General features: G+C 66.2%; 26 protein-coding genes and 1 tRNA gene. 21 read left to right on the top strand and 6 right to left on the bottom strand.

The genetic code is table 11. The features are described from left to right. Positions 1 to 11: 11 nt before the first annotated feature. From rpsE to prfA, 14 genes are all read left to right on the top strand, one after another. The gene (gene rpsE / locus H8F25_RS14890; RefSeq protein ID WP_197211074.1) at positions 12 to 656 is read left to right on the top strand and encodes a 30S ribosomal protein S5; all 645 of its coding nucleotides are present in this window, start codon (positions 12 to 14) and stop codon (positions 654 to 656) included. Positions 657 to 664: 8 nt separating this feature from the next. Next, on the top strand, positions 665 to 1,126 hold the full coding sequence (gene rplO, locus H8F25_RS14885; RefSeq protein WP_197211073.1) for a 50S ribosomal protein L15: 462 nt from the start codon (positions 665 to 667) through the stop codon (positions 1,124 to 1,126). 122 nt (positions 1,127 to 1,248) lie between these two features. Beyond that, complete coding sequence (secY, locus tag H8F25_RS14880) at positions 1,249 to 2,568, top strand: preprotein translocase subunit SecY (protein ID WP_197211072.1); 1,320 nt, start codon at positions 1,249 to 1,251, stop codon at positions 2,566 to 2,568. Between the two features lie 43 nt (positions 2,569 to 2,611). Beyond that, positions 2,612 to 3,163 carry an adenylate kinase gene (locus H8F25_RS14875; protein ID WP_197211071.1) on the top strand — a complete coding sequence of 184 codons (552 nt, stop codon included), beginning with the start codon at positions 2,612 to 2,614 and terminating at the stop codon, positions 3,161 to 3,163. Positions 3,164 to 3,219: 56 nt separating this feature from the next. Next, entirely contained in the window at positions 3,220 to 3,333 is a 114-nt protein-coding gene (rpmJ, locus tag H8F25_RS14870) for a 50S ribosomal protein L36 (RefSeq protein WP_006173336.1), read from the top strand. A 103-nt stretch (positions 3,334 to 3,436) separates the two neighbouring features. Continuing rightward, complete coding sequence (gene rpsM, locus H8F25_RS14865) at positions 3,437 to 3,802, top strand: 30S ribosomal protein S13 (RefSeq protein ID WP_197211070.1); 366 nt, start codon at positions 3,437 to 3,439, stop codon at positions 3,800 to 3,802. Between the two features lie 111 nt (positions 3,803 to 3,913). Continuing rightward, entirely contained in the window at positions 3,914 to 4,306 is a 393-nt protein-coding gene (gene rpsK / locus H8F25_RS14860) for a 30S ribosomal protein S11 (protein ID WP_006910768.1), read from the top strand. An 83-nt stretch (positions 4,307 to 4,389) separates the two neighbouring features. Further along, entirely contained in the window at positions 4,390 to 5,328 is a 939-nt protein-coding gene (locus tag H8F25_RS14855) for a DNA-directed RNA polymerase subunit alpha (RefSeq protein ID WP_197211069.1), read from the top strand. A gap of 53 nt (positions 5,329 to 5,381) precedes the next feature. Further along, on the top strand, positions 5,382 to 5,732 hold the full coding sequence (gene rplQ / locus H8F25_RS14850; RefSeq protein WP_197211068.1) for a 50S ribosomal protein L17: 351 nt from the start codon (positions 5,382 to 5,384) through the stop codon (positions 5,730 to 5,732). A gap of 327 nt (positions 5,733 to 6,059) precedes the next feature. Further along, positions 6,060 to 6,920 carry a tRNA pseudouridine(38-40) synthase TruA gene (truA, locus tag H8F25_RS14845; RefSeq protein WP_197211067.1) on the top strand — a complete coding sequence of 287 codons (861 nt, stop codon included), beginning with the start codon at positions 6,060 to 6,062 and terminating at the stop codon, positions 6,918 to 6,920. 271 nt (positions 6,921 to 7,191) lie between these two features. Next, positions 7,192 to 7,644 (top strand): 50S ribosomal protein L13, encoded by a 453-nt coding sequence (gene rplM / locus H8F25_RS14840; protein ID WP_197211066.1) that lies wholly within the window; start codon positions 7,192 to 7,194, stop codon positions 7,642 to 7,644. Then, positions 7,644 to 8,051 carry a 30S ribosomal protein S9 gene (gene rpsI / locus H8F25_RS14835; protein WP_197211065.1) on the top strand — a complete coding sequence of 136 codons (408 nt, stop codon included), beginning with the start codon at positions 7,644 to 7,646 and terminating at the stop codon, positions 8,049 to 8,051. Before rplM ends, rpsI begins: the two co-directional genes overlap by 1 nt. A 47-nt stretch (positions 8,052 to 8,098) precedes the next feature. Beyond that, positions 8,099 to 8,344 (top strand): 50S ribosomal protein L31, encoded by a 246-nt coding sequence (gene rpmE / locus H8F25_RS14830; RefSeq protein WP_197211064.1) that lies wholly within the window; start codon positions 8,099 to 8,101, stop codon positions 8,342 to 8,344. 669 nt (positions 8,345 to 9,013) lie between these two features. Further along, on the top strand, positions 9,014 to 10,129 hold the full coding sequence (prfA, locus tag H8F25_RS14825) for a peptide chain release factor 1 (RefSeq protein WP_197211063.1): 1,116 nt from the start codon (positions 9,014 to 9,016) through the stop codon (positions 10,127 to 10,129). A 21-nt stretch (positions 10,130 to 10,150) separates the two neighbouring features. On the opposite strand, the gene H8F25_RS14820 is transcribed toward prfA, so the two are convergent. Next, complete coding sequence (locus tag H8F25_RS14820) at positions 10,151 to 10,666, bottom strand: HNH endonuclease (protein WP_197211062.1); 516 nt, start codon at positions 10,664 to 10,666, stop codon at positions 10,151 to 10,153. Positions 10,667 to 10,757: 91 nt separating this feature from the next. Between H8F25_RS14820 and alr the strand changes: the two genes are divergently transcribed. Next, positions 10,758 to 13,256 carry an alanine racemase gene (gene alr, locus H8F25_RS14815; RefSeq protein WP_197211061.1) on the top strand — a complete coding sequence of 833 codons (2,499 nt, stop codon included), beginning with the start codon at positions 10,758 to 10,760 and terminating at the stop codon, positions 13,254 to 13,256. Between the two features lie 38 nt (positions 13,257 to 13,294). After that, positions 13,295 to 13,383: transfer RNA gene (locus tag H8F25_RS14810), tRNA-Ser, on the top strand. A gap of 288 nt (positions 13,384 to 13,671) precedes the next feature. On the opposite strand, the gene H8F25_RS14805 is transcribed toward H8F25_RS14810, so the two are convergent. Then, positions 13,672 to 14,631 carry a hypothetical protein gene (locus H8F25_RS14805; RefSeq protein WP_197211060.1) on the bottom strand — a complete coding sequence of 320 codons (960 nt, stop codon included), beginning with the start codon at positions 14,629 to 14,631 and terminating at the stop codon, positions 13,672 to 13,674. Between the two features lie 98 nt (positions 14,632 to 14,729). Here H8F25_RS14805 and H8F25_RS14800 point away from each other — a divergent pair, with 98 nt between their 5' ends. Next, on the top strand, positions 14,730 to 15,458 hold the full coding sequence (locus tag H8F25_RS14800) for a C40 family peptidase (RefSeq protein WP_231596887.1): 729 nt from the start codon (positions 14,730 to 14,732) through the stop codon (positions 15,456 to 15,458). A 51-nt stretch (positions 15,459 to 15,509) separates the two neighbouring features. Further along, the gene (locus tag H8F25_RS14795; RefSeq protein ID WP_197211058.1) at positions 15,510 to 16,496 is read left to right on the top strand and encodes a glycosyltransferase family 2 protein; all 987 of its coding nucleotides are present in this window, start codon (positions 15,510 to 15,512) and stop codon (positions 16,494 to 16,496) included. Here H8F25_RS14795 and H8F25_RS14790 read toward each other — a convergent pair. Beyond that, positions 16,442 to 17,014, bottom strand: a complete 573-nt coding sequence (locus H8F25_RS14790; protein ID WP_197211057.1) for a hypothetical protein — start codon at positions 17,012 to 17,014, stop codon at positions 16,442 to 16,444. The genes H8F25_RS14795 and H8F25_RS14790 overlap by 55 nt on opposite strands. A 106-nt stretch (positions 17,015 to 17,120) precedes the next feature. Here H8F25_RS14790 and H8F25_RS14785 point away from each other — a divergent pair, with 106 nt between their 5' ends. Together H8F25_RS14785 and H8F25_RS14780 are read left to right on the top strand one after the other, a co-directional pair. Next, the gene (locus H8F25_RS14785) at positions 17,121 to 17,237 is read left to right on the top strand and encodes a photosystem I reaction center subunit VIII (RefSeq protein ID WP_197211056.1); all 117 of its coding nucleotides are present in this window, start codon (positions 17,121 to 17,123) and stop codon (positions 17,235 to 17,237) included. Positions 17,238 to 17,353: 116 nt separating this feature from the next. After that, positions 17,354 to 17,845: a photosystem I reaction center subunit XI gene (locus H8F25_RS14780; protein WP_197211055.1), complete on the top strand. Its 492-nt coding sequence runs from the start codon at positions 17,354 to 17,356 to the stop codon at positions 17,843 to 17,845. A 130-nt stretch (positions 17,846 to 17,975) separates the two neighbouring features. On the opposite strand, the gene H8F25_RS14775 is transcribed toward H8F25_RS14780, so the two are convergent. From H8F25_RS14775 to psaA, 3 genes are all read right to left on the bottom strand, one after another. Next, positions 17,976 to 18,656 (bottom strand): serine/threonine protein kinase, encoded by a 681-nt coding sequence (locus H8F25_RS14775; RefSeq protein ID WP_231596886.1) that lies wholly within the window; start codon positions 18,654 to 18,656, stop codon positions 17,976 to 17,978. Positions 18,657 to 19,077: 421 nt separating this feature from the next. Further along, positions 19,078 to 21,297: a photosystem I core protein PsaB gene (psaB, locus tag H8F25_RS14770; protein ID WP_197211054.1), complete on the bottom strand. Its 2,220-nt coding sequence runs from the start codon at positions 21,295 to 21,297 to the stop codon at positions 19,078 to 19,080. 20 nt (positions 21,298 to 21,317) lie between these two features. Further along, positions 21,318 to 23,621 carry a photosystem I core protein PsaA gene (gene psaA / locus H8F25_RS14765; protein ID WP_197211053.1) on the bottom strand — a complete coding sequence of 768 codons (2,304 nt, stop codon included), beginning with the start codon at positions 23,619 to 23,621 and terminating at the stop codon, positions 21,318 to 21,320. Between the two features lie 431 nt (positions 23,622 to 24,052). Here psaA and H8F25_RS14760 point away from each other — a divergent pair, with 431 nt between their 5' ends. Then, positions 24,053 to 25,867, top strand: coding sequence for a hypothetical protein (locus H8F25_RS14760; RefSeq protein ID WP_231596885.1), 1,815 nt, complete (start codon positions 24,053 to 24,055; stop codon positions 25,865 to 25,867). Positions 25,868 to 25,869 lie beyond the last annotated feature (2 nt).

Raw genomic sequence — 25,869 nt, 5'->3', positions numbered from 1 at the left:
CTGCGCTCACCATGGAAACCAACGACCAGATCCAGACCGGCGACATCCCGGCCGCCAGCGATGTCCCCGCAGCGGCCGAGGGCCAGCAGCAGGATCGCCGCGGTGGCGGCAAGGGCGACCGCGACCGCCGCGGCGGTGGCCGGGGCCGCGACAACCGCCGAGGCCAGGAACGCGACAGCGAATGGCAGGAACGCGTGGTTCAGATCCGCCGCGTCTCCAAGACCGTCAAGGGCGGCAAGAAGATGAGCTTCCGAGCCATCGTCGTTGTCGGCAATGAGCGCGGTCAGGTGGGCGTGGGCGTCGGCAAGGCCGGCGATGTCATCGGCGCTGTCCGCAAGGGCGTGGCCGATGGCAAGAAGCATCTCGTTAAGGTGCCCCTCACCCGCACCAGCTCCATCCCCACGATCAGCAACGGCCGCGACGGCGCCGCCAGCGTTCTGATTCGTCCGGCCGCTCCCGGTACAGGGGTGATCGCCGGCGGTTCGATCCGCACGGTGCTTGAGCTCGCAGGCATCAAGAACGTGCTGGCCAAGCGGCTTGGCTCCAAGACGCCGCTCAACAACGCCCGTGCCGCCATGGAAGCCCTGGCCGCCCTGCGCACCCACAAGGAGACCGCCAAGGAGCGGGGCATCTCCCTCGAGCAGATCTACTCCTGAGGTCCCCGATGACATCCTTCTCTCTCAACAGTCTCCAGCCCCAACCCGGAGCCCGGCGCCGCAAGACCCGCAAGGGTCGCGGCATTGCCGCCGGTCAGGGCGCCAGCTGCGGCTTCGGCATGCGGGGCCAGAAGTCCCGCTCCGGCCGTCCCACCCGCCCAGGCTTTGAGGGCGGTCAGATGCCCCTGTACCGCCGGGTGCCGAAGCTCAAGCACTTCCCGCTGGTCAATCCCACCACCTACACGGTGATCAACGTGGGCAAGCTGGCCGAACTCAAGGCAGGCAGCACCGTCAACCTCACCTCCCTGGTGGAAGCCGGCCTGCTGACCAAGCCCGCCGCCGATCAGCCGCTGAAGATCCTGGGCAGTGGCGATCTCAAGGTGAAGCTGACGGTCCAGGCCGATGCCTTCAGCGAGGCGGCCCGCCAGAAGATTGAAGCAGCTGGCGGCACCTGCGAGACTCCGGTCTGAGGTCCTTGCCAGCCTTGAACCCCTAAGGTTCGGAGCCGTCTGCCCCCCCCCCGGTCGGCAGGCGGCTCTTTCTGCGTTCCGGCCCCGATCCGCGGGCCTCTTCCTTCCCTCCCTTCTCCCCCATGGTCGTCAGCAGGGGGCGCAATCCAAGCGCCGCTGAAATCCTCAGCCAGCTGTTCCAGGCCAAGACCCTCCGGGATCGGGTGCTCACCACCCTGGGCCTGCTGATGCTGGTTCGGCTGGGGATCTACATCCCCGTGCCCGGGATCGATCGCGTTGCCTTCCAGGACTTTCTGTCCCGCGGCGGCCAGCTGATCGGCTTCCTCGACATCTTCACCGGCGGCGGCCTCTCGACGCTGGGGGTCTTCGCCCTCGGAATCCTGCCGTTCATCAACGCCTCGATCATCCTGCAGCTGCTCACCGCAGCTCTGCCTCAGCTGGAGGATCTGCAGAAGAATGAGGGTGAGGCCGGTCGGCGCAAGATCGCCCAGATCACGCGCTACGTCGCGCTCGGCTGGGGCATCCTGCAGAGCGTCGTCTTCGCCCTGATCCTGCGCCAGTACGCCCTGCCGGGTCTGCCCGACTGGCTGTTCGTGCTGCAGACCTCCCTGGCACTGGTGACGGGCTCGATGGTGGTGATGTGGATCAGCGAGGTGATCACCGAACGCGGCATCGGCCAGGGCGCCTCCCTGGTGATCTTCATCAACATCGTCGCCACGCTGCCGAAGGCGCTGGGCTCCACCATTCAGCTGGCTCAGACGGGTGACCGCAGCACCGTCGGCGGCATCGTGGTGCTCGTGCTCGTCTTTCTGGTGACGATCATCGGCATCATCTTCGTGCAGGAAGGCAGCCGACGCATCCCGATCGTCAGCGCCAAACGCCAGGTGGGAGGCTCCGGCATGCTGAGCTCCCGCCAGAGCTATCTCCCTCTGAAGCTCAACGCCGGCGGTGTGATGCCGATCATCTTCGCCTCGGCGGTGGTGTTCCTGCCCCTGACGATCGCCAACCTCACCCGCAGCAGCTGGTTGATCAAGGTGGCGGGCTACCTGAGCCCCAACAGCAGCACCCCCTGGCTGTACGCCCTGGTCTTCTTCGGCCTGATCCTGGGCTTCGGCTTCTTCTACGCCTCGCTCACGGTCAATCCGGTCGACATCGCCACCAATCTCAAGCGAGGGGGCGTCGCGATCCCCGGCGTCAGGCCAGGCTCGGCCACGGCCGACTATCTGATGGGTGTCCAGAACCGCCTCACTCTGCTGGGCGGCCTGTTCCTCGGTGCGGTGGCGATCATCCCTTCGGCCGTTGAAGGGGCCACCCAGGTGCGGACATTCCAGGGTCTCGGGGCGACCTCCCTGCTGATCCTGGTGGGCGTCGCCATTGACACCGCCAAGCAGGTTCAGACCTACGTGATCTCCCAGCGCTACGAGGGCATGGTGCGGCAATGACCGCCTTCCCGACGAGCCCCTCTCCCCTCTCCTCCCCTCCGCCATGAAGCAACGCCTCCTCTTTCTCGGTCCCCCCGGAGCCGGCAAGGGCACTCAGGCCCAGCTGCTGGCCGAGTCCCAGGGCCTGCTGCACCTTTCGACCGGCGATCTGCTGCGGGCCGAAGTTCAGGTCGGCAGTGAACTGGGTCGCCAGGCCGAGGCCGTGATGGCACGCGGCGAACTGGTCAGCGACGAACTGGTGCTCGCCATCGTGCGCTCACGCCTGCAGCAGTGCAGCGGCGGCTGGCTGCTGGACGGCTTCCCCCGCAATCTTTCCCAGGCGGAGGCCCTTGATGCCCTGCTTCTGGAGCTCGGCCAGCCCATCGAACTGGTGGTGCTGATGGAGCTTGACGACGCGTTGCTGATCCAGCGCCTGCTCAGCCGCGGCCGGAGCGACGACAACGAGGGGGTGATCCGCCACCGTCTCACGGTCTACCGCGAGCAGACCACCCCCCTGATCAGCCACTACCGCGACCTGGGCCTGCTGCAGGCCGTTGAGGCCGCAGGCACCGTCGAGGAGATCGCAGCCCGGATCACGACGCTCACGAAGGCCTGAGGCTGCTCCACCACATGGTAGGCTGTTTGTTTGCAAATTCGCAGAGCACAGATCCCATGAAGGTGCGTGCCTCAGTCAAGAAGATGTGCGACAAGTGCCGGGTGATCCGTCGCCACGGCCGGGTGATGGTGATCTGCACCAACCCGAAGCACAAGCAGCGCCAGGGCTGACCCTTCCCTCGCTGCGCGGTTCACGCTCCGGTGAACCGCCCGCTTCCAGAACGCTTCAAGCTCCGCCTCGGCGGACCCCCCTGCCCCCTGTTCGTTTTTCCACGTGGCCCGGATCGCCGGTATCGACATCCCTCGCGACAAGAGGATTGAGATTTCTCTCACCTACGTGTACGGCATCGGTCTGACCCGAGCCAAAAAGATTCTGGCCAAGACCGGCGTCAACCCTGACACCCGCGTCAAGGACCTCAGCGACGCCGATGTGCAGAAGCTGCGTAATGCCGCCGAGGCCTTCACCCTTGAGGGCGACCTGCGGCGCGAAGAGGGCATGGCCCTCAAGCGTCTTCAGGACATCGGCTGCCTGCGTGGCCGCCGCCATCGCATGGGCCTGCCGGTTCGCGGCCAGCGCACCCGCACCAATGCGCGTACCCGCCGAGGTGCCCGCAAAACTGTGGCCGGCAAGAAGAAGTAAGCCGCCGCATCCCCCCGGTTCCGCCGCCCTGCCGCCAGCGGCACAACGGGCGTCACCGGAACCACCTGCTTTCGTCCCACGATCACCTCCCTGCTGCTGCAGGGCTTCTCCATGGCCAAGCCCGCCAAGAAAACCGGCCCCAAGAAGGCCAAGCGCAACGTCCCCAACGGCGTCGCCCACATCCAGAGCACCTTCAACAACACGATCGTCTCGATCACTGACACCGCCGGTGAAGTGATCAGCTGGTCCTCCGCCGGCGCAAGCGGCTTCAAGGGCGCCCGCAAGGGGACCCCGTTCGCCGCCCAGACCGCCGCCGAAGCAGCCGCACGACGGGCTCTCGAGCAGGGCATGCGCCAGATCGAGGTTTTGGTGCGCGGTCCCGGTTCCGGCCGGGAAACGGCGATCCGGGCCCTGCAGGTGGCTGGCCTGGAGATCACCCTGATCCGTGACGTCACCCCGCTGCCCCACAACGGCTGCCGCCGTTCGAAGCGCCGCCGCGTCTGATTCCGGATTCAACTCCGCGCCTGCGTTCCGCGGCTCCGCCACACCCACTCCGTGGCACCGTTCCCTTTCCGTCTCCCCTGACCGTGTTGCAGTACCAGATCGACCGTGTCGAGCACCGGGTTGCCGACGACCGTTCCCAGACGGGCGTCTTCCTGATCGGCCCGCTGGAGCGTGGCCAGGCGACAACTCTGGGCACCGCCCTCCGTCGTGTGCTGATCGGCGGCCTCGAAGGCAGCGCGATCACCGCCGTGCGCATCGCCGGCGTCAACCATGAATACGCCACTGTGCCCGGTGTGCGTGAGGACGTTCTCGACATCCTGCTGAACTGCAAATCAATCCCGGTCAACAGCCGCAGCCGCGAACTGGAGATCGGCCGTCTGATCGTCAACGGCCCCACCACCGTCACCGCCTCCGATCTGCAGTTCTCATCGCAGGTCCAGGTGATTGATGGCGCCCGCCCGATCGCCGTGGTGGCCGAAGGCCACAGCCTGGAGATGGAGGTTCACGTCGAGAGGGGCGTCGGCTATCGCCCGGTCGACCGCCATCAGGAGGACACCAGCGCCATTGATCTTCTCCAGATCGATGCCGTGTTCATGCCGGTGCGCCGCGTCAATTACAGCGTTGACGAAACGGCCGTCGGTGAGGGCGGCTCCGCACGCGAGCGGCTGCGCCTGGAGATCGAGACCAACGGCAGCATCACCCCCGATGATGCGATGGCTCAGGCGGCCAATTATCTGATCAGCCTGATCCAGCCCCTCGCCAGCCTCACCATGGCCGAGGAGCCTGGGCTGGAGCCCGAGCCTTCCGCCGAGGCCCAGATCCCCCTGGAGGAGCTCAACCTGTCGGTGCGCGCCTACAACTGCCTCAAGCGTGCCCAGGTCAACTCCGTCTCCGACCTGATGGGCTTCAGCTACGAAGATCTGCTGGAGATCAAGAACTTCGGCTCCAAGTCGGCCGATGAGGTGATCGAAGCGCTCGAGCGCATCGGAATCTCGCTGCCCCAGAGCCGGACGACAGCCTGAGCATCGAGAGGCTCAACCCTTCACAAGACGCGACCTTGATTCCCACCTGAACCATGCGACACCAGTGCCGAGTCCCGCTCCTGGGACGCCCCGCCGACCAACGCAAGGCCATGCTGCGTGGTCTCACCACCCAGCTGATCCGTGAGGGTCGCGTCACCACGACCAAGGCCCGCGCCAAAGCCCTGCGCGATGAAACCGAGCGCATGATCAGCCTGGCCAAGGAGGGCAGCCTCGCGGCCCGACGCCGTGCCATGGGTTACATCTACGACAAACAGCTGGTGCATGCCCTCTTCGACAAGGCGCAGGAGCGCTATGGCGAGCGCAACGGTGGCTACACCCGCATCATCCGCACAGTCCGCCGTCGTGGTGACAACGCCGAGATGGCGATCATCGAGCTGGTCTGAACTACAGCCAGCCAACGCAGCCGGCGGGTGCCCACATGGGCCCGATTCAGCAAGCCATGCATGGCCAGCCGCGGGACTCCTCCAGGGATGTCCCGCGGCTGTCTTTTTGAATCGATGGACCCGAACCCGACTCCCATCGGACGGCCCGACCAGATGCCCGACCCTTGGGATGGGCCGGAAGCGGCCGAATCGAACAGGCGCATGCAGGACACTCCCCAGCCGCGACTGCCGACGACAGCGGGGGCGCAGAGCAACCCAGCGCCCCCTCCGGGACAGCCCGACGGAGGCTCCCCGGAGTTGACGGTCGCTACGACTCCGGCGGCATCAATGCCGCGGCGCCGCATCGCCCTTTGCCTGCAGTACGACGGCTCCGCGTACCACGGCTGGCAGCGGCAGACGAACGGGCTCAGCGTGCAAGAGGTGCTCGATGAGGCCATCGCGTCCCTGGAACCTGAACCGCTGCGCTCCTGCGTGGCCGCCGGCCGAACCGATACGGGCGTCCACGCCGCCGCTCAGGTGGTGCACTTCGACAGTCTTGGTCCGATCCCGGCCCATCGCTGGCCCAAGGCTCTCAACGGGCGTCTGCCGTCCAGCATCCGGGTGAGGGCCGCCGCCGAGGTGGCAGCCGACTGGCACGCCTGCTTCACGGCCTGCTATCGCCGCTACCGCTACACCCTCTACAACGGTCGCACGCCCAATCTGTTCCTCGCCCCCTGGAGCTGGCATCGCTACCAGGTACGCCTCGATGAGGCCTCCATGGCCGCAGCCCTCGAAGATCTTCTGGGAGAGCACGATTTCAGCGCCTTCCAGCGCGCCGGCAGCCGCCGCCGCCATGCGCGCACCACGGTTCAGGAGGTGCAGCTCCAGCGCCAGGGCGACCTGCTGGTCTGCGAGATCCAGGCCAGTGGATTCCTCTACGGCATGGTGCGCCTGCTGATGGGCCAGCTCGTGGCCGTCGGTGAGGGTCGCCTCAGCCCCGACTCCTTCCGGCTGCGCTGGCAGGGACGTGCCCGCGGGGAGGTGAAGGAGGCCGCACCGCCCCAGGGGCTCTGCCTGCTGCGGGTCGGCTACCCCCAGGAGATCTTCCCCAGAGCCGCCTGGTATGATTGCCAACCGCGGTTTCAGCTGGAATCGCTTGATTCCCCTCCGGTGCCTGTGCACCGCGGGATCCAGAAGACGGTTCCGTGAGATCAACGGTCCAGACGGCTCTTTGGAGCTTTCTCGGTTCGATGGTGCCTCCGGAGCACCGGCACTTGGTTCCGGCTTCTTCTGTTCCACGCTCCCAGTCGCCAGGCGCGGCCGGTGAAACATGGCCTCTGAGCCGTCTTTCCCGATCCCGCGGCACTGGGGCTCCGACCACCCCCGAGTTCCCTCCCAATTCAGGAGGCGCACTTACGGATGGTTTTCACCAGCCGGTCCCACCGGTGCCCACAGGCGCATTGAAGGCGCACATCGCGCAATGAACAAGACAACCCTGCCCTCCCTCGCCTCCCTCGACCGTCAGTGGTACGTGGTGGACGCTGCGGATCAGACCCTCGGACGCCTGGCCAGTGAAGTGGCCCAGATTCTCCGCGGCAAGAACAAGCCCACCTACACCCCTCACCTCGACACCGGCGACTTCGTCGTGGTGATCAATGCCGAGAAGGTGCGGGTGAGCGGCAACAAGGCCACCGACAAGCTCTACCGCCGCCACTCCGGTCGTCCGGGCGGCATGAAGACCGAGACCTTCGCGCATCTGCAGGCCCGCCTGCCTGAGCGCATTGTGGAGGTGGCGATCAAGGGCATGCTTCCCCACAACGCCCTCGGCCGCCAGATGTTTCGCAAGCTGAAGGTGTACCGCGGCAGCGAGCATCCCCACACCGCTCAGCAGCCCCAGCCCCTCGCCCTCGATCCCGCCTCCTCCGCCCTCTGATGACCAGCTCCTCCAATCGCGTCGTCTACTGGGGAACCGGCCGCCGCAAGACGGCCGTTGCCCGTGTGCGTGTTGTGCCCGGGTCGGGCAGCGTCACGATCAATGGTCGCCCCGGCGACAATTACCTCAATTACAACCCCGTCTATCTGGCGGCCGTCAAGGCTCCCCTGCAGACCCTGGGTCTCGAGGGCCAGTACGACCTGCTAGTCAACGTGCGCGGTGGCGGCCTCACCGGCCAGGCCGACGCGATCAAGCAGGGTGCCGCCCGCGCTCTTTGCGATCTCTCCCCCGATAACCGCAAGCCGCTCAAGGTGGAAGGCCATCTGAGCCGCGATCCCCGCGCCAAGGAGCGCCGCAAGTACGGCCTGAAGAAAGCTCGCAAGGCACCTCAGTTCTCCAAGCGCTGACCGATCCCGGCACTGCGCTTTCTGTTCTCCACCTGTTCTCCTCCGCCATGCCGAAGGCCGACATTCACCCCACCTGGTATCCCGACGCCAAGGTGATCTGCAATGGAGAGGTGGTGATGACCACCGGCTCCACCCAGCCTGAGCTGCACGTCGATGTGTGGAGCGGCAATCACCCCTTCTATACCGGCACCCAGAAGATTCTGGATACCGAAGGCCGCGTGGACCGCTTCATGCGCAAGTACGGCATGGGCAGTGCGACAGCCACCAAGGACAAGGAAGCCAAGGCCGGCTGATTCCCGTCACAGGCCCCGAGGCCACACCCGGGTTGCCAGGGCGCTGCTCGATCGCTGAGACCCCTCAGTCCGAGCCCACTCACCGGGATCGAGATTCAGCTCGCTCAGGTTGTCCTCCAGCCTCCGCGAATGGGGCTCTTTCCCTGTCCATCACAGCCGGGTGCTCCAAGCGGGCACCCGGCTTTTGATGTCTGAGCGGACCGAGCAGGCACGCCCCTCGTGACGCCCTCCCCGGACCTGGGGTTCTTGCCCCGGATGTTCGTCTGGCTCGGACACCGCCACCAGGTGGGCGACAGCCGGCATCGGGCATCTGGATGGTTCCCGGTCGAGTCGAGCCCAGTCGCCTGGGGTCTCACAGGGGTGCGGATCGGCGGCCACTCAGGTGGGCCCGTCTCGATCGGGAACCGGATGTGGAGCCGCAGCGTCGCAGCAGCTGAAAACTGCTCTCATGCAACCAGCCCCCCCTGCCACCGCGGGTCGCAGGTCAATCCCCGAAGAGACGGTCCATGTGGCCGGTCTCCTCCCATCGAAGTCCCCAAATCCATCCCCAGAACCCAGCAGCGACCGAACACCCAGGCCTGAGATGCCTCGCCGGTCGGCGTTGCGCCCACCCTGGAAGCTGGACTTTCGCACCATTCACCGACCCCTGACCGGGGATCTCCCCCGCCCATGGATCCCGTCCTGCTCCAAGAACGTCTGGAATCAGCCTGCCGCAGCTTCGAGAGCCTCGAACGTCAGCTGGCCGACCCGGCGATCGCCTCGAACCCGGACCGCCTGCAGACGATTGCGCGGGAACGGTCCCGGCTGGAGCCGCTGGTGCGCGACCACGCTCTCTGGCAGAAGCTGCGGCGCGAACAGCAGGAGGCCCGTCAACTGCTGCGCGAGCATCGCGACGACCCTGCCATGGCGGAGCTGGTGGAACTGGCCAATGCCGAAGTGCAGGAGCTGGAGAGCCGGATCGATGCCGTACAGAGGCAGCTCACCCTGGGGCTTCTCCCCAGCGATCCCCGCGATGAACGCAGCGTGATGCTGGAGATCCGCGCCGGGGCCGGAGGCGATGAGGCCTGTCTCTGGGCCGGCGACCTGGCACGCCTGTACGAGCGCTACGCCCTGAGCCATGGCTGGCAGGTGCAGGCGATCAGCGCCACGGAGGCCGATCTGGGCGGCTACCGCGAACTGATCCTCTCCATCCGCGGCGAGTCGGTGTTCAGCCGGCTCAAGTTCGAAGCCGGGGTGCACCGGGTGCAGCGGGTGCCCGCCACCGAATCCCAGGGACGGGTGCACACCTCCACGGCCACGGTGGCGGTGATGCCGGAGGCCGATCCTGTCGAGGTGCAGATCGATCCCGGCGATCTGGAGATCAGCACGGCCCGCTCCGGCGGTGCTGGAGGCCAGAACGTCAACAAGGTGGAAACGGCGGTGGATCTCCTGCACAAACCCACCGGCATCCGGGTGTTCTGCACCCAGGAGCGCTCTCAGCTGCAGAACCGCGAACGGGCGATGGAGATCCTGCGGGCCAAGCTCTACGAACGTGAGCTGGCCGCCGCCAGCGCCGAGGAGCGGTCCGCCCGTCTGGCGCAGGTGGGAACGGGGGATCGCAGTGAAAAGATCCGCACCTACAACTACAAGGACAATCGCGTCACCGATCACCGGTTGGGCCGAAACTTTTCGCTTGAACCTGTTCTCAATGGTGACCTTGACACCTTGGTGGACGCCTCGATCGCTGCCGAACAGAGCCGACGCCTGGAGGAGTTGGTGCTGCAGGCATCGGGCTCCCAGGGCTGAACAGCACGTCCGCTGACACCCTCAGCCGGATTGCAGCTCCATCCCGATCACATACTTGGCCCATTCCTGGTGCTGACCATCGCGGATGCGACGCATCGTCTCCAGGGTGAGGCTCGTCGGTGGTCGCCGTGGTTCCCGTCTCAGGGGCATGCCGGCCTCACGTGGGGTGCGACTTCCCTTGCGCACATTGCAAGGTAGACAGGCCGTCGTGACGTTCTCCCACACGTCGGCACCGCCGCGGCTGCGAGGGATCACGTGATCGATCGAGAGCGGCTCCCCATGGAATCCGCAGTACTGACAGATATGGCCATCACGTTGAAAGACGTTACGCCGAGTCAGCGGCATCTGCCGGTAGGGAACGCGCACGAACTGGCGCAGACGGATCACCGTGGGCAGCCGATGATCCGGACGGATCAGGCGCGAAGCATGGTGTTCCAGCCCCTCGGCCTTGCCCTTGAGAAGCATCACCATCGCCCGTTTCCAGGTGGTGATGTTCAAAGGTTCGTAGGAGGCGTTGAGGACGAGAACGTGGCCCATCGCCACTGCCTTGATCGACAAAATGCTAACCAGCCCGACCAGCAGAGTCGGTGTCGACCACCACCGGCCGCCGTCCGGGTCACCACCACCGATGTCCCTGCCCTCCCCTGCTGCCCTCGCCGACCTGCTGCAGGGTCAGCTGCGGGGCCATCCCACCGTGGCACCGCCCCGGTCGGTGGCGATCGATTCACGCCGGGTGCTGCCGGGAGATCTGTTCTTTGCCCTGAGCGGCCGCCGCCGCGACGGCCATGCCTATGTGGAGGCCGCCGAAACCGCCGGGGCCTCGGTGGTCGTGGTGCGTCGCAGCTGGGCCCGGCAGAGGGAAACTCCACCAGCCTCTCCCGGCTGCGCCCACCTTCTGGTGGACGACCCTCTGACGGCGCTGCAGCAGCTGGCGGCCTGGTACCGACGCAGCCACATCCAGCGGGTGGTGGCGATCACCGGCAGCAATGGGAAGACCGTGGTCAAGAGCGCCCTGACGGCCCTGCTGGCCGGTCGCTATCGCGTGGCCGCCAGCCCCGGCAGCTGGAACAGCCAGGTGGGAGTGCCGCTGGCCGTGCTCACTGCGCCGCCCGGCACCGAGCTGGGGGTCTTTGAGGCCGGGATTTCCGCCCCGGGCGAGATGGAGCGCCTTGAAGCGATCCTGGCTCCCGACTTCGGTGTGCTGGTCAACATCGGCCTCGCTCATCTGGCGGGCTTCGGCAGCCGCGCGGTGACCGCCCGCGAAAAGATGAAGCTGTTCGCCGGGATCGGCCCGCAAGGCTGGCTGATCGCGCCTCCCGATCCGCTGGTGGAGGCCCTGCCGCTGCCCTGCCGCCGCCTCCATCCCGGCGTCCAGCCCCCCCGGCTGCTGGGCCAGCGCCCCGACGGGAACGGCCTGCTGCTTGATCTCGACCTCGGCGCCGGCCCCATGCAGGTGCCCGTGCGCACACGCTCCGCCCCCCTGGTGGAAGACCTGCTGATCGCCCTCACGGCGGCGATCGAGCTGGGTGTCCCCGCCGATGAGCTGCTGGCGGTGCTGCGCGACTACAGCTTCGGGCCGACCCGCATGGAAACCTGGCGCACGCCGGAGGGCATCACGATCATCAATGACACCGCCAGTGACGATCCGATCTCGGTGCAGGCGGCCCTCGACACCGTCGGCGCCTCACCGGAGACGGGGCGGCGGTTGTTCGTCTTCGGGGGGATGGGTGAACTGGGCGCCAGCGAGGCCCGCGAACACGCCTTCATCGGACAACTGGCCGCCGAGCGCGGATTCAGCCGCCTGCTGCTGCTTCCTCACCCGGCCCAACGCCACACCGCCGCTGGCTGGGCTCGCCTGCACCCGGAGACGCCTGCTCTGTGCGTGGAGGACGCGACTGCCCTGCGCAGCGGCATCCACGAGCTGACCCGGCCCGGTGACACGGTGCTGTTCAAGGGAGCGGCCCGTCAGGAGCTGAGCCGCGCCGCGCAGTCGATCTGGGAGTCGATGGCGCCTCGGCGCCTGCTGGTGGATCTGGATGCCATCCGGGACAACGTCTCCCGTTTCCGCAGCCTCTGCGGTCCTGGGGTGGGGATCCTGGCGGTGCTCAAGGCGTGGGCCTACGGCACCGAGCTGGCCCGCCTGGCCACCGCGCTGCAGGACAGCGGCATCGACTGGATCGGCGTCTCGGCCGCCGATGAAGGTGCGGCGGTGCGCCGCGCCGGCGTGCAGCGGCCCGTCCTGGTGATGCTGATGGACATCGATGAGGTGGACAAGGCAGTGCGCTGGCGGCTGACGCCGGTGGTGTATTCCCCGGCCTTCGCCCACGCTCTGGTGACATCCCTGCGGTCGATGGGCGCCAGCCTGGAGGTGCACCTGGAGATCGACACGGGCATGGGCCGGGTCGGCGTCAGCCCCGACGAGGCCCTGGCCACGGCCCGGTTGCTGAGGGAGTCGGGTGTGGCGCGGCTGAGCGGACTGATGACGCACCTGGCGAGCGCCGACGACCCGGCTGCCGATGCGGATACCGACGCCCAGCTGCGCTGCTTCGAGGCCGCCGTGGCGGCCATCCGCGCCGAAGCGGAGGGCCCTCTGCTGGTGCATGCCGCCGCCACCTCAGGGGCGGTGCGCTTCCCCCAGGCGCGCCATGACATGGTGCGGATCGGCCTGGGGCTGTACGGCATCCACCCCTCGCCGGCGATCGAGGCAGCCATTGAACTGGAGCCGGCGCTGGCCTTCGTCAGCCGTCTGGTGCAGGTGCGCCGCTTCAAGCGGGGCCAGCGGATCGGCTACAACGGCACCTACCAGGTCAGCGCCAAGCAGCAGCGCATCGGGATCGTCGCCGCTGGCTACAACGACGGAGTGCCCTGGAGCTTCGGCCAGGGAGGCGAGGTGATGATGCAGGGCCAGCGGCTGCGGGTGCTGGGCCGCGTCTCGATGGACTCCATGGCGATCGACCTCGATCCACTGCCAGGCGCCGCGGTTGGGGATGAGGTGCTGATCTTCGGCGCCCATGAAGGCCAGGTGCTGCGCCCTGAACAGGCCGCCCGACAGGCCGGCACCATCCCCTACGACCTGCTGGTTCGGGTGGACAACCGGCGGGTGCCGCGCATCTTCCGGGGCGGCTGAACGGCCGGCGACCTGTCAGGTAAGCTCTCAGGGCCGCTGGAGAGGTGGCTGAGTGGTTGAAAGCGGCTCCCTGCTAAGGAGTTACAGGAGGCAACTTCTGTCGAGGGTTCGAATCCCTCCCTCTCCGTTGAACTGAGACCAGGACCCTCAGGCGACGATCGCCTGTATTCAGTCTTGACATTCCCTTGTCGAAGTCCAGGCTCCCGCTGTGCACTCCTGCCACTCGCGGAGTGACCTTGCGCTTCGGAACTCTGGAATGACCCGGGGCTTCTGTGGGCAACTCAGCCATGGGCCGGGGAAGACCCGGCCCTGCTGCGAAGGACCCTCACCCCAGGTTGCCCGCCACCCACGCGCAGCAGACTCCGCAGGCCAGCCCACTCGATCGGCTCCGTGCCGGATCGATCCACCGCTGGGCTCAGCCGACCGCCTCCTCAGCGCCGAGGAGCTCGGCCACGATCTCGGCCATCAGGCCATCCGTGCCGTCAGCCGCCCTGCGCTCCACAAGCACCACCAGCAGCGCCGGGGCCGGCCCCTCGCCTTCACCGTAAAGGGCCAGCTGATGGGTCCCAGGCCCGTGACCACCCCGCCCCCAGAACCGCTGCCATCCCGACTGCGCTGGCGGCAACAGTGACGACACACCTGCGGGCGGATCGGCGTCCGCCATGCCCTCAGGCTCCTGGACCGCGAGCAGATTGCACATGCGCTGGCAGGCGGGCGGTGAAATCAGGGTGCCGGCCAACACCCCCTCGAACAGGCGCGCGAGGCCGTCCGTGCTGAAGCGGTTGGCGTGTTCAAGATCACGTCCGATGAACTGCCGCTCCCGGCCATAGGGACCGTCCTGCCAGGTCTTCTGCGCGGCATGACAGCCCTCCAGTTCGGCCCAGCCCAACGAAATCAACCAGCGGTTGACCAGCAGCCGTTGGTTTTCCCAGACGTCCCGGCCGGTCGGGGCGAGAGCCGGGCCGCTGGTGGTGCCGCTGAGCCGGTCCACCACATAGGAGGTGGCGTCATGGCTGCCACGGCGGATCATCGCCCGCTGGGCACGACGCAGCTCCGGCTCGTCCTCCAGCAGACCCCGCTGCAGCCATCGCTCGCTGGCGATCAGATAGGGCAGCTGCACCAGATGACCCGGATCCCGCAGCCGCGCACCCAGCCAGCAGGCACCGCGGGCCGGACTGGCCGACCCGACGCCTGCGACAGCACGCCAGGCATTGGCCGCCTGCCCCTCCGGTCCCTGCGGCAGCAACGAAGCGGGGTAGCGCAGCCAGGTGATCGACAACCCACGGGCCAGCGCCTCTCCCCTCTCGCCGGCAAGACGCTGCACCAGGGCCTCGAGCCTCTGGTCCATCGCGCCATCCGGGCTGTAGAACGCCATCAACGCAGACAGGCTGGATGGCGACATTAGGCAGCGAGATGGCACCTGGCAGCAGCGTGGACCCGGCGACCTCCCACGCCCTGAACAGCCCCAGGCCGATGGGGGGCGCTGTCCCCGTCGGCAGCACCTGGCGGCTCCATGGAGATCTCGACGCCTACAGCCGTTCCTCTGGTCCCGGCCTGGCCACCCAGGTGCGACGGGGTCGCTTCCTGCGCGTGCTGGCGGCCAGTGAGGCCCGCACCGGCCTGCCCACCTCACGTCTGCAGGTGCGGCTGGTGGAGGACGGCTACCCCTGCTGGCTGGAGCCCGACGCGCTGATCCGGCATGGGGAGCCGGCACAGCCGCCCCCGGCGCGGCCGTGGGATCGAGCCGCCATCGCTGCACGACTGGATCAGGTTCTCGCCTTCGGGCGGGCGGCCATGGCCGAGCCCAACATCTATCTCTGGGGCGGCACGCTCGGTCCCGACTTCGACTGCTCCGGCCTGGTGCAGAGCGCCTTCGCCAGCGTGGGGATCTGGCTTCCCCGCGATGCCTATCTGCAGGAACGCTTCTGCCGCCCGGTGGCGGTGCAGCCGGGCCAGACCAGCCTGCTGCAACCGGGCGATCTGATCTTCTTCGGCAGCCCGCGCCGCTGCACCCATGTGGGGCTGCATCTGGGCGATGGGCACTACCTGCACAGCTCCGGCCGCGAACATGGACGGAACGGCATCGGGATCGACACGCTCCATCCCCGCAACCGGGACCCCGTGGCCTGCCACTACCGCAACGAACTCCGTGGGGCCGGACGGGTCATGCACAGCCACGACGGCACCCCCCTCCCCGCCTGAAGGGCGTCTCCGCTTGCCCCTAAGGTCAGCAGAACCCTGCTGCCCCCGTCCATGACGGCCGAGTTCACCCCCAGCCTCTCGGTCGTGGTGCCCCTCTACAACGAGGAGGGAAGCCTTCCTCATCTCATCGAACAGCTGCTGGCCGCCCTGCGGCCTCTGGGTCGCAGCTTCGAGATCGTCCTTGTGGACGACGGTTCCCGCGATGGCACCGCCGCGGTGCTGCGAGACCACGTGGACCGCATCCCGGAGCTGGTGGCGGTTCTGCTGCGTCGCAACTACGGCCAGACCGCCGCCATGGCCGCCGGATTCGATGCCAGCCGAGGCGAGGTGATCGTGACGCTCGATGGTGACCTGCAGAACGATCCAGCCGACATTCCCCTGCTGCTTGAGCAGCTCGAGCGTGGCCACCTCGATCTGGTCAGCGGCTGGCGCCACCAGCGCCAGGACAACCGCGTCAGTCGTCTGCTGCCCTCCCTGCTGGCGAATCGGCTGATCGCCAGGGTGACCGGGGTAAGGCTGCATGATTACGGCTGCTCGCTGAAGGCCTACCGCCGCGAAGTGGTGGCCGACATGAATCTCTACGGAGAACTGCATCGTTTTCTCCCGGCTCTGGCCTACATCGAAGGGGCCCGCATCGGGGAAGTTCAGGTGAACCATCACCCCCGCCGCTACGGCCAGAGCAAGTACGGCATTGATCGAACCTTCCGGGTGCTGATGGATCTGCTCACGGTGTGGTTCATGAAGCGCTTCCTCACACGCCCCATGCATGTGTTCGGCTTCGCCGGCCTGGTCAGCCTCAGCGCCGGACTGCTGATGGCCCTGTGGCTGGTCGGCGAGAAGCTGTTCCTGGGTGTGGACATCGGCAACCGCCCACTGCTGCTGCTGGCTGTGCTCGCGATCCTGAGCGGTGTGCAGCTGTTCGGGTTCGGGCTGCTGGCGGAACTGCAGATGCGCACCTACCACGAAAGCCAGGGGCGGCCCATCTACCGGGTGCGCAACACACTGCGCGGCGGCGGCGTCGCCGCCCCGGTGGGCTGAATCAGGGCTCGCCGGCTCTTGAGGCCCACCCCAGGGAGCTGCCGATCCGCAGCGGTGCGGCCGCGGAAACGCTCCATGGCCGCTGCAGCAGACGCCATCACCGCCGGATCCGGATCGCGCAGCCCAAGCCGTAGCAACGGCAGCACCTCACGACCACTGGAGCCCCGGGCGATGGCCAGCGCCCGCAGGCGCTGCTCGCGACTGCCCCGCATCCAGCCATGCAGCTCGCGCAACCGTCGGCGGCGCTCGCCGCGCTGCAGAGGCAGGGCGGACACACCCGCCACCGCTCCGGTCGCAGCGGGCCGGAGCGGCATGATCCCGGTCGCGGCAGGGTCCCGCTCCTCCTCCTCTGACGGCGTTGCCGTGCGGAGAAGCATTCGCTCGATCTGGGCGCGGTTGAGATCCGCCACTGCGGTGGTGTCGGTGCTGCGCAGAAAGGGTCGAGGGCGACGCCGGCCCAGCCACCAGCCGCCTGCGAGCAGCAGCATGAGCAGCGCCGCGGGGATGGAGGCATTCATCACGGGCTTACGCAGAAGGGCTGAACTTTTATGTCGCCACCGTCGAGCGGCTGGAGCCCGATCGGGAGCTCTCCTTACAGTACCGGCGGTTGACCATGCCCTCGCCATGATTGGAGATTTCGCGGCCGCCTGGATGCCGTCTGTGTTCGTCCCCCTGGTGGGAATCCTGGGCCCCGCCGTGGCGATGGCCCTGCTGTTCAACGTGATCGAAGCCCGCGACTGATCCGGGGGCGTCGACTCCGACCGCCTGCCACCAGGCACCCTGAGCCAGCCAACTTCCGGGTCGTGCATGCGTGCATGCCCCATCCATCCAGCGCCCTCCCGCTCACCTCCCCTCCGATGACCGTGACCCCCGTGGCCGATCCCTGCGTCGGCAACCTGGCCACTCCCGTCAACAGCAGCTACTTCACCCGGGCCTTCCTCAACGCCCTGCCCGCCTACCGCCCCTCCCTGTCGCCGAACCGGCGCGGCCTGGAGGTCGGGATGGCCCATGGCTTCTTCCTCTACGGCCCCTTCGCCCTCACCGGCCCGCTGCGCAACACCGAGTTCTCCAGCACCGCCGGTCTCCTGGCGACGATCGGCCTGGTGTCGATCCTGACGGTGTGCCTGTCGATCTACGGCACCGCCGGCAACGGTCCGAACGTGCAGCCTGCCGACGCGACGATCGACAATCCGCCTGCCGACCTGTTCACCAAGGCCGGTTGGGCCGAATTCGCCAGTGGTTTCTGGCTGGGTGGGTGCGGCGGTGCCGCCTTCGCCTGGTTCCTCTGCAGCACCGCTCTGGTGGCTCCCCTGGTGAAGATCGCCGGTGGTGTCTGGAGCGTCGGCTGACGATCTGCCGAACCGGTTGAGCTCCACACCGCCATCCACTGGCATACCAATTCCTTGATGGAATCAACATCTGACCCGGCTGACGCCGGGTCTTTTTTTATAGGCACCTGCCAGCGAACGAGGGAGGGGTTCAGCACCTGCGGTTGCGATGCAAAAGGTGGCGGTACAGGCGATAACAACGGCGGGTGGCATCGAGCAGAGACCCCGGCAGGCGCAGGCGCAGAGGAGCGATCAGGGGTCGATAAAGCCAGCGATAGGCCTGGCGCAGATCCTGCCAGGCGCGACAGGGTTCTGGATTGAGAAAGTCGGACAGGTCAACGATGAAGCCCCGCCCCTGGTGCAGCATCAGGTTGCGGCCATGCACATCATGGGGATGCAGGCCACGCAGCACGGCATATTTGAGGGCCGCATCGATGTCAGCGATGGCCTGCGGAGGAATCCTGATTCCATGGCGGACGCAGTCATACAAGGTCCTGCCATGCAGACGCCGCAGGACGAGATAGTTGCCGCCGACGTGGAAACACTCAGACAAGGCAGGATGGCGCCCGATACGCCGATACACCTCGGCCTCCAACGCGATCCCCTGCTCACGCCCGGGCGCATAGACTTTCACCACCAGATCCGGATGACCTGGGTGTAAAAAGACAGCCGCATAATTACCGCAGCCAACCACCGTCCAAGGTTGAGGGGGATTCTCAACCCTTACCGGATCATGGGGATCCACACTCCTGACGCAATCAGTCGCCAGAAGTTCACGTTCCACTCTCTCCAGCAGGCCCGCCAGAGGTTCCGCAGTCATGGACAACTCCATGTGAACCTGAACGCGCAGCGGAATGAAGTTGCAATGGCGGTGAGTTTAACGATCCCCATCTGGTGATGCCTGGCATCCCGATCCGATCAAGGACACCCGCCCCAGGTCCAGGAGGAGCCTTGTTCCGGACTCAGAGGCGATGGCCTCCGCATGCATGAATGGCAGGCCTCACGGAAACTCAACACAGCACGGACAATGGCAGACAGGAGAGACAGAGTCCCGTTCTCCCGCGCCTGCACTGTCACGCAGCTGAGTCTCTGTGGCGCAGCGAGTTGCGCCCGCATCCTGACGCAGGAGATCGACCGAAGGAGGCGGCAGTGGATCAGATCGCGATGGTGTGGGAGCATCGCCACAAAAAAGCCCCCGGCTGGAGGCCGGGGGCAGTGTCGTCCCTCAAGGGGAAGCAAGTGGGCTGAAGGAATCAGCCGAACTTGCCGGAGGTTGAGGCGATCAGGAAGGCGGCATACGTGAGGATGAAGCCGATCGTGAAGTGAGCGAGACCCACGACACGGGCCTGAACGATCGAGAGAGCGACAGGCTTGTCGCGCCAGCCGACCAGGTTGGCCAGCGGCGTGCGCTGGTGAGCCCAGACGATGGTCTCGATCAGTTCCTGCCAGTAACCCCGCCAGGAGATCAGGAACATGAAGCCGGTGGCCCACACCAGGTGGCCGAACAGGAACATCCAGGCCCAGACAGCCAGGTTGTTCGAACCGAAGGGGTTGTAGCCGTTGATCAGCTGCGAGCTGTTGAGCCACAGGTAATCGCGGAACCAACCCATCAGGTAGGTGCTCGACTCGTTGAACTGAGCCACGTTGCCCTGCCAGATGGCGAGGTGCTTCCAGTGCCAGTAGAAGGTCACCCAGGCGACGGTGTTCAGAGCCCAGAAGAGAGCCAGATAAAAGGCATCCCAGGCCGAGATGTCGCAGGTGCCGCCACGGCCGGGGCCGTCGCAGGGGAAGGAGTAGCCGAAGTCCTTCTTGTCAGGCATCAGCTTCGAACCCCGGGCATCCAGAGCACCCTTGACCAGGATCAGGGTGGTGGTGTGCAGACCCAGAGCGATGGCGTGATGGACCAGGAAGTCACCAGGGCCGATCGGCAGGAACAGCGAGTTGTTGCCGGCGTTGACAGCATCGATCCAGCCAGGGATCCAGGCGCCACCGGGGCCAGGAGGATTGCTCACCAGGCTGTTGGCGTTGGCGAGCAGGACATCCATGCCATAGAGCGCCTTGCCGCTGGAGGCCTGCACAAACTGGGCGAACACGGGTTCAACCAGGATCTGCTTCTCGGGGGTGCCGAAGGCCACGACCACGTCGTTGTGGACGTAAAGACCCAGGGTGTGGAAACCGAGGAACAGGGACACCCAGCTCAGGTGGCTGATGATCGCTTCCTTGTGCTCGAGCATCCGGGCCAACACATTGTTCTTGTTGGCTTCGGGGTCGTAGTCACGGATGAAGAAGATCGCACCGTGAGCAAAGGCACCGCACATCAGGAAGATGGCGATGTACTGGTGGTGGGTGTAGAGGGCGGCCTGGGTGGTGTAGTCCTTCGCGATGAACGCGTAGGACGGCAGCGCATACATGTGCTGTGCCACCAGGCTGGTCACCACACCGAGACTGGCCAGAGCAAGACCCAGCTGGAAGTGCAGGGAATTGTTGATCGTGTCATAGAGACCTTTGTGGCCGGCGCCCAGATCACCAGGGGTGCCCTTGGGCGGATTGTGGGCTTCGAGGATCTCTCGGATCGAGTGGCCGATGCCGAAGTTGGTCCGGTACATGTGACCGGCAATCACGAACAGGCAGCCAATCGCCAGGTGGTGATGGGCGATGTCCGTGAGCCAGAGAGCCTCGGTCTGGGGGTGGAAACCACCCAGGAAGGTGAGGATCGCGGTACCGGCACCGGTGGAGGTGCCGAAGATCTGATTGGCAGTGTCGGGGTTCTGGGCGTAAACGCCCCAGTTGCCGGTGAAGAAGGGAGCCAGACCTGCCGGATGCGGAGACACCGAGAGGAAGTTGTCCCAACCCACGTGAACACCACGGGATTCAGGGATGGCGACGTGGACCAGGTGACCGGTCCAGGCGATCGAGCTGAAGCCGAACAGAACGGCGAGGTGATGGTTCAGACGCGACTCGGCGTTCTTGAACCAGGCCAGAGAAGGCAGGAACTTGGGCTGGAGATGCAGCCAGCCAGCGAACAGGGCCCAGGCCGACAGGATCATCATGAAGATGGAACCCTGATAGAGCTCGGCGTTGGTGCGCATGCCGATCGTGTACCACCAGTGGTACAGACCGGAATAGGCGATGTTCACCGGAGAGGAGGCGCCTGCCTGGGTGAAGGCGGTGATGGCGCCCTGGCCGAAATGGGGATCCCAGATCGCGTGTGCGATGGGACGAACGTGCAGGGGATCGGCGACCCACTGCTCGAAGTTGCCCTGCCAGGCGATATGGAACAGGTTGCCCGAAACCCAGAGGCCGATGATCGCCAGGTGACCGAAGTGGGTGGAGAACAGCTTCTGATAAAGCCGCTCCTCCGTCATTCCGTCATGGCTCTCGAAGTCGTGAGCCGTGGCGATGCCGTACCAGATACGGCGGGTTGTCGGGTCCTGTGCCAGACCCTGGCTGAACGAAGGGAATTTCGTTGCCATTGGGAAAGGTCAGGTGGAGGTCAGCCGACCGCAATCATGCGAGCCAGAAAGAAGGACCAGGTCGTCGCGATACCGCCCAGCAGATAGTGAGCGACACCGACGGCACGGCCCTGGGTGATGGAAAGGGCCCGCGGTTGGATGGCGGGGGCCACCTTCAGCTTGTTGTGAGCCCAGACGATGGACTCGATCAGCTCTTGCCAGTAGCCGCGGCCGCTGAACAGGAACATGAGGCTGAAGGCCCAGACGAAGTGGGCTCCCAGGAACATCAGGCCATAGGCACTGGAGCTGGAGCCATAGCTGTTGATCACCTGAGCGGCCTGGGCCCACAGGAAGTCACGCAGCCAGCCATTGATGGTAATGGCGCTCTGAGCGAAGTTGCCGTTGGTGATGTGAGAAACGGAACCGTCGGCATTGACGGTGCCCCACACGTCGCTCTGCATCTTCCAGCTGAAGTGGAAGATGACGATCGACAGGGAGTTGTACATCCAGAACAGACCCAGGAACACGTGGTCCCAGGCAGACACCTGGCAGGTACCGCCACGGCCGGGGCCGTCGCAGGGGAAGCGGAAGCCGAGATTCGCCTTGTCGGGAATCAGACGGGAGCTACGGGCATACAGCACACCCTTCAGCAGGATCAGCACGGTGACGTGGATCGTGAAGGCATGGATGTGGTGCACCATAAAGTCAGCCGTTCCCAGGGGAATCGGAGCAGCGGCGACCTTGCCACCGATGGCGACAACCGAACCGTTGAACACTTCGCTCACACCGGCGAGGGCGTTGGGAGCGGTGGTGCCGGCGGCAGCGGCATGGAGACCCTGGATCCACTGAGCGAAAATCGGCTTCAGCTGGATCGCCGTGTCGCTGAACATGTCCTGGGGACGGCCCAGGGCACGCATGGTGTCGTTGTGGATGTAGAGGCCGAAGCTGTGGAAACCCAGCCAGATGCAGACCCAGTTCAGGTGGCTGATCAGGGCGTCGCGGGCCTTGAGCACCCGGTCCAGCACGTTGTCGATGTGCTTGGCGGGGTCGTAGTCCCGGATAATGGCGATGGCCGCATGGGCGCCGGCGCCGACGATCAGGAAGCCACCGATCCAGACGTGGTGGGTGAACAGGGAGAGCTGGGTGGCATAGCTCACACCGATGTACGGATACGGAGGCATCGCGTACATGTGGTGGGCAACGATGATCGACAGTGAACCGAGCAGAGCCAGGTTCACGGCCAGATTGGCGTGCCAGGAGTTGACCATGAACTCGAAGAGTCCGTCATGGCCCTTGGGTGCTGGGAAGAGAAGGGGATCGCCCTTCTGACCCTCAAGGATCTCCTTGATGCTGTGGCCGATGCCCCAGTTGGTCCGGTACATGTGACCGGCGACGATGAACAGCACCGCAATCGCCAGGTGGTGATGGGCGATGTCCGTCATCCAGAGGCTGCCGGTGACCGGATTCAGGCCTCCCTTGAAGGTGAGGAAGTCGCTGTAGGCCGCCCAGTTGCCGGTGAAGAAGGCGGAGATGCCTGCGCCAAAACCGGGGAAGAGCTGAGCCAGCACATCCTGGTTGAGGAACTCATGGGGCAGGGGGATGTCAGCCACCGACGCGATGGTCTTGCCGTTGATGGCCAGCGGCTTGCCGGCATCAATGGCATCCATCAACTGGGTGGTGGGCAGGGACACGTGGAGCAGGTGACCTGTCCATGACAGGGAACCCAGACCAAGGAGTCCAGCCAGGTGGTGGTTGAGCATCGACTCAACGTTCTGGAACCACTCCAGCTTGGGAGCCGCCTTGTGGTAATGGAAAACGCCTGCATTGAGCATCAGGCCAGCCATCACCAGAGCACCGATGGCGGTGCAGAGGAGCTGGAACTCGTTGGTGTAGCCCCAGGCCCGCCACATATGGAAAAGGCCGGAGGTGATCTGAATGCCGTGGAAGCCGGCACCCACATCGCCATTGAGGATCTCCTGGCCGAAGATCGGCCAGACCACCTGAGCACTGGGCTTGACGTGCAGGGGGTCGGCGAGCCAGCCGGAGTAATTGGAGAAACGGGCCCCGTGATAGAAGGCGCCGCTCAGCCAGATGAAGATGACGGCCAGATGGCCGAAGTGAGCCGAGAAGATCTTGCGAGAGACCTCTTCAAGATCGCTCGTGTGGCTGTCGAAGTCGTGAGCGTTGGCGTGGAGGTTCCAAATCCAGGTGGTGGTTTTGGGACCTTTGGCAAGGGAGCGGTCGAAGTGGCCGGGCTTTTCGAAAAGCTCGAACGTGGCCGGAACGCGGTTCCGGTCGACCATGTCCTTTGCCGTTTTCCCACGCTCTGGTGGGCTGATGGTCATCGAGAGGTTCCTCGAGGGACGGAATCGAGGTGGAGGTCCACCCCTTCGACGACCCCTGAAGGCACCGCCAGGGCGGAGCCGGGATCGCCGTGGGACCTATGACCAGGAGGAGTCGCTGGGACCCATCCAGGCCATGGGCCCCAGCCGCGGGACGGGAAAACCCTTGCCCCGACTGGGGAGAGGGCTGACCCCCGGCTGGGGCATGGGGCCCCGAAAGGGGACCGCTGGCGGAAGTATAAGGGCCGAAATCAAGCGAAATAGGGAGGCAGTTACAAAGGTTCAATCCCTGGCCAGGCCAGTTCCTGACTGGGGTCTGGCAGGTGGTTGTCATCACCGAGACCATTCGATCGAGCGCGCTTTGTTTATTGCCTGACCACGCTTGATCGGCACATTTCATTCAACAAGCAGCCCCAGCCCGGCTCCTGGGCAGAATGAATCCTTTCCAGGGCTGCAAGGGCGTGAACGGCAGGAGCGAGCAGTTCCCCCCAGGGCGCCGGCCCGGTCTGCCGCCAGCTGCCTCCTGCCGCCCCGACCCGCTGAGGCGGCTGCTCACCCTGATCCTTGTTCTGACCCTCGTGGCGGTGAGCCTGCCGACAGCTCCGGTGGCTGCCCTTTCTCTGCCCTGGAAGCCACAACAGCGTGATGCCATCAGCCAGTCCGCCCTGACGAACCACGGCATGGCGCCCTTGCAGGAGGTGTCTCCGCCGGAAGCGGTCCAGCAACTTCAGACGGCCCTCGCCGGCCGGCAGCCGGTGGTGGAGATCCTCTCGCCGCGGGATGACAGCGTGCTGCCCGCGGGCCCCTGGAACCTGAAGCTGCGGATCCATGACTGGCCCCTGGTCGATGGTGGCGCCCTCGGGGTGGGCCCCCATGTGGTGGTGCAGCTCGATCAGGAACCACCCCGGATCTGGACCGACGAGGAAGGGGTGATGCCGGAACTGAGCCCGGGCAGTCACCGCCTCACCGTGTATGCCGCAATGCCCTGGGGCGAAGCCCGCAAGAATCCTGGATCCGCCCAGCAGATCCGGCTGCATCGCACGGCCCCGAATCCGCTCAGCCTGCCCGCCCTCGGCAGCCCCCAGCTGCTGGCCGTGAGTCCGTCGGGCCCTGCCGTTGGGGAGCCGCTGTTGCTGGACTGGCTTCTCCTCGATGCTCCGCTTCAGGAGGTGGGCGGCAGCGGCACCCAGTGGCGCCTGCGTCTGTCCATCAACGGAAACACTGTGCTGCTCGACCAGCAGACACCGCTGTGGCTGCGCGGCTGGCGGCCGGGGCTGAACGCGCTGCTCATGGAACTGCTCGACGGCAGGGGCGAGCCCCTCAATCCCCCGTTCAACAGCCTCGTGCAGGAGGTGGATCTCGGCCCCAAGGCCGTGTCGCCGCGCTGGCGCGGCGACACCTTGTCCCCGACGGAGCTGGCGATCCTTCTGGGTGAGGCGCCCCCATCCCCCGCCGAGGTCAACCGCGACGCAGAGCCCAGTCCAGAGACCGCCGCCGCTCAGATCCCGCTGCCTCCGGCATCCCCGCCTGGTGAACGCCTCCAGGTCCACTCCTCACTGGGAAGCCTGACAACCCAGACGCCGGATGATCGCTCTGCCACGACCCCGGAGACAGCGGCTCGGCAGCCATTGAGGGCTGCCCAGGTACCGGAGTCGGCTCCAGCGGCAGCGGACGGCGGCCACTCCATGACAAGCTCGCCGACCCAGGGGCCGGCGTTGATGGCCGACAGCCTGCAGGATGAAGCGGCAACACAGTCCCTTGATGAGGAAAGCCCATCGGTGCCGACGGAGGCCCGATCGCGGGTCTCCCCCGAGGTGAACCGTCAGGCCACCGACCGAGGCGAACCCACCCGAGAGGGTGGGATGCCCTCCGAAACCCCGACAACGGATGGCCTCCCGGCCACCACCTCGCCGGGCGGAGCGGCTGACTCGTCAGTGCCGCCGCAGCCTGCCCCTGCCCCGGAAACGCCAGTGCCAGAAACAGGCCTGCCCGCTCCGGCAACGGCAGAGGGCACGAGCGAACCCAGCCGTGAACCTCCCCAGCAGACCATGCCTCCCGCAACCGAACCCGATGTGCAGGCCGCCGCTCCACCGGCGCCCATCTCCGAAGACGGCGATGACCGGAACCGCGTCCGTCCGAGCACCGCACTGACCGGCCGGGCCCGGGATCTGGTCAACGACAACGGCACGCTGCGGCGCCCGGAACGGCATGGCCCCCTGGCCGGCCTGCGTGAGCGGCTGCAGCGATGAGC

It is taken from the genome of Synechococcus sp. CBW1004, from assembly GCF_015840715.1.
GTDB lineage: Bacteria > Cyanobacteriota > Cyanobacteriia > PCC-6307 > Cyanobiaceae > Cyanobium.
The sequence above is the reverse complement of the archived record's forward strand: the minus strand, read 5'-3'. Positions and strand labels throughout refer to the sequence as shown.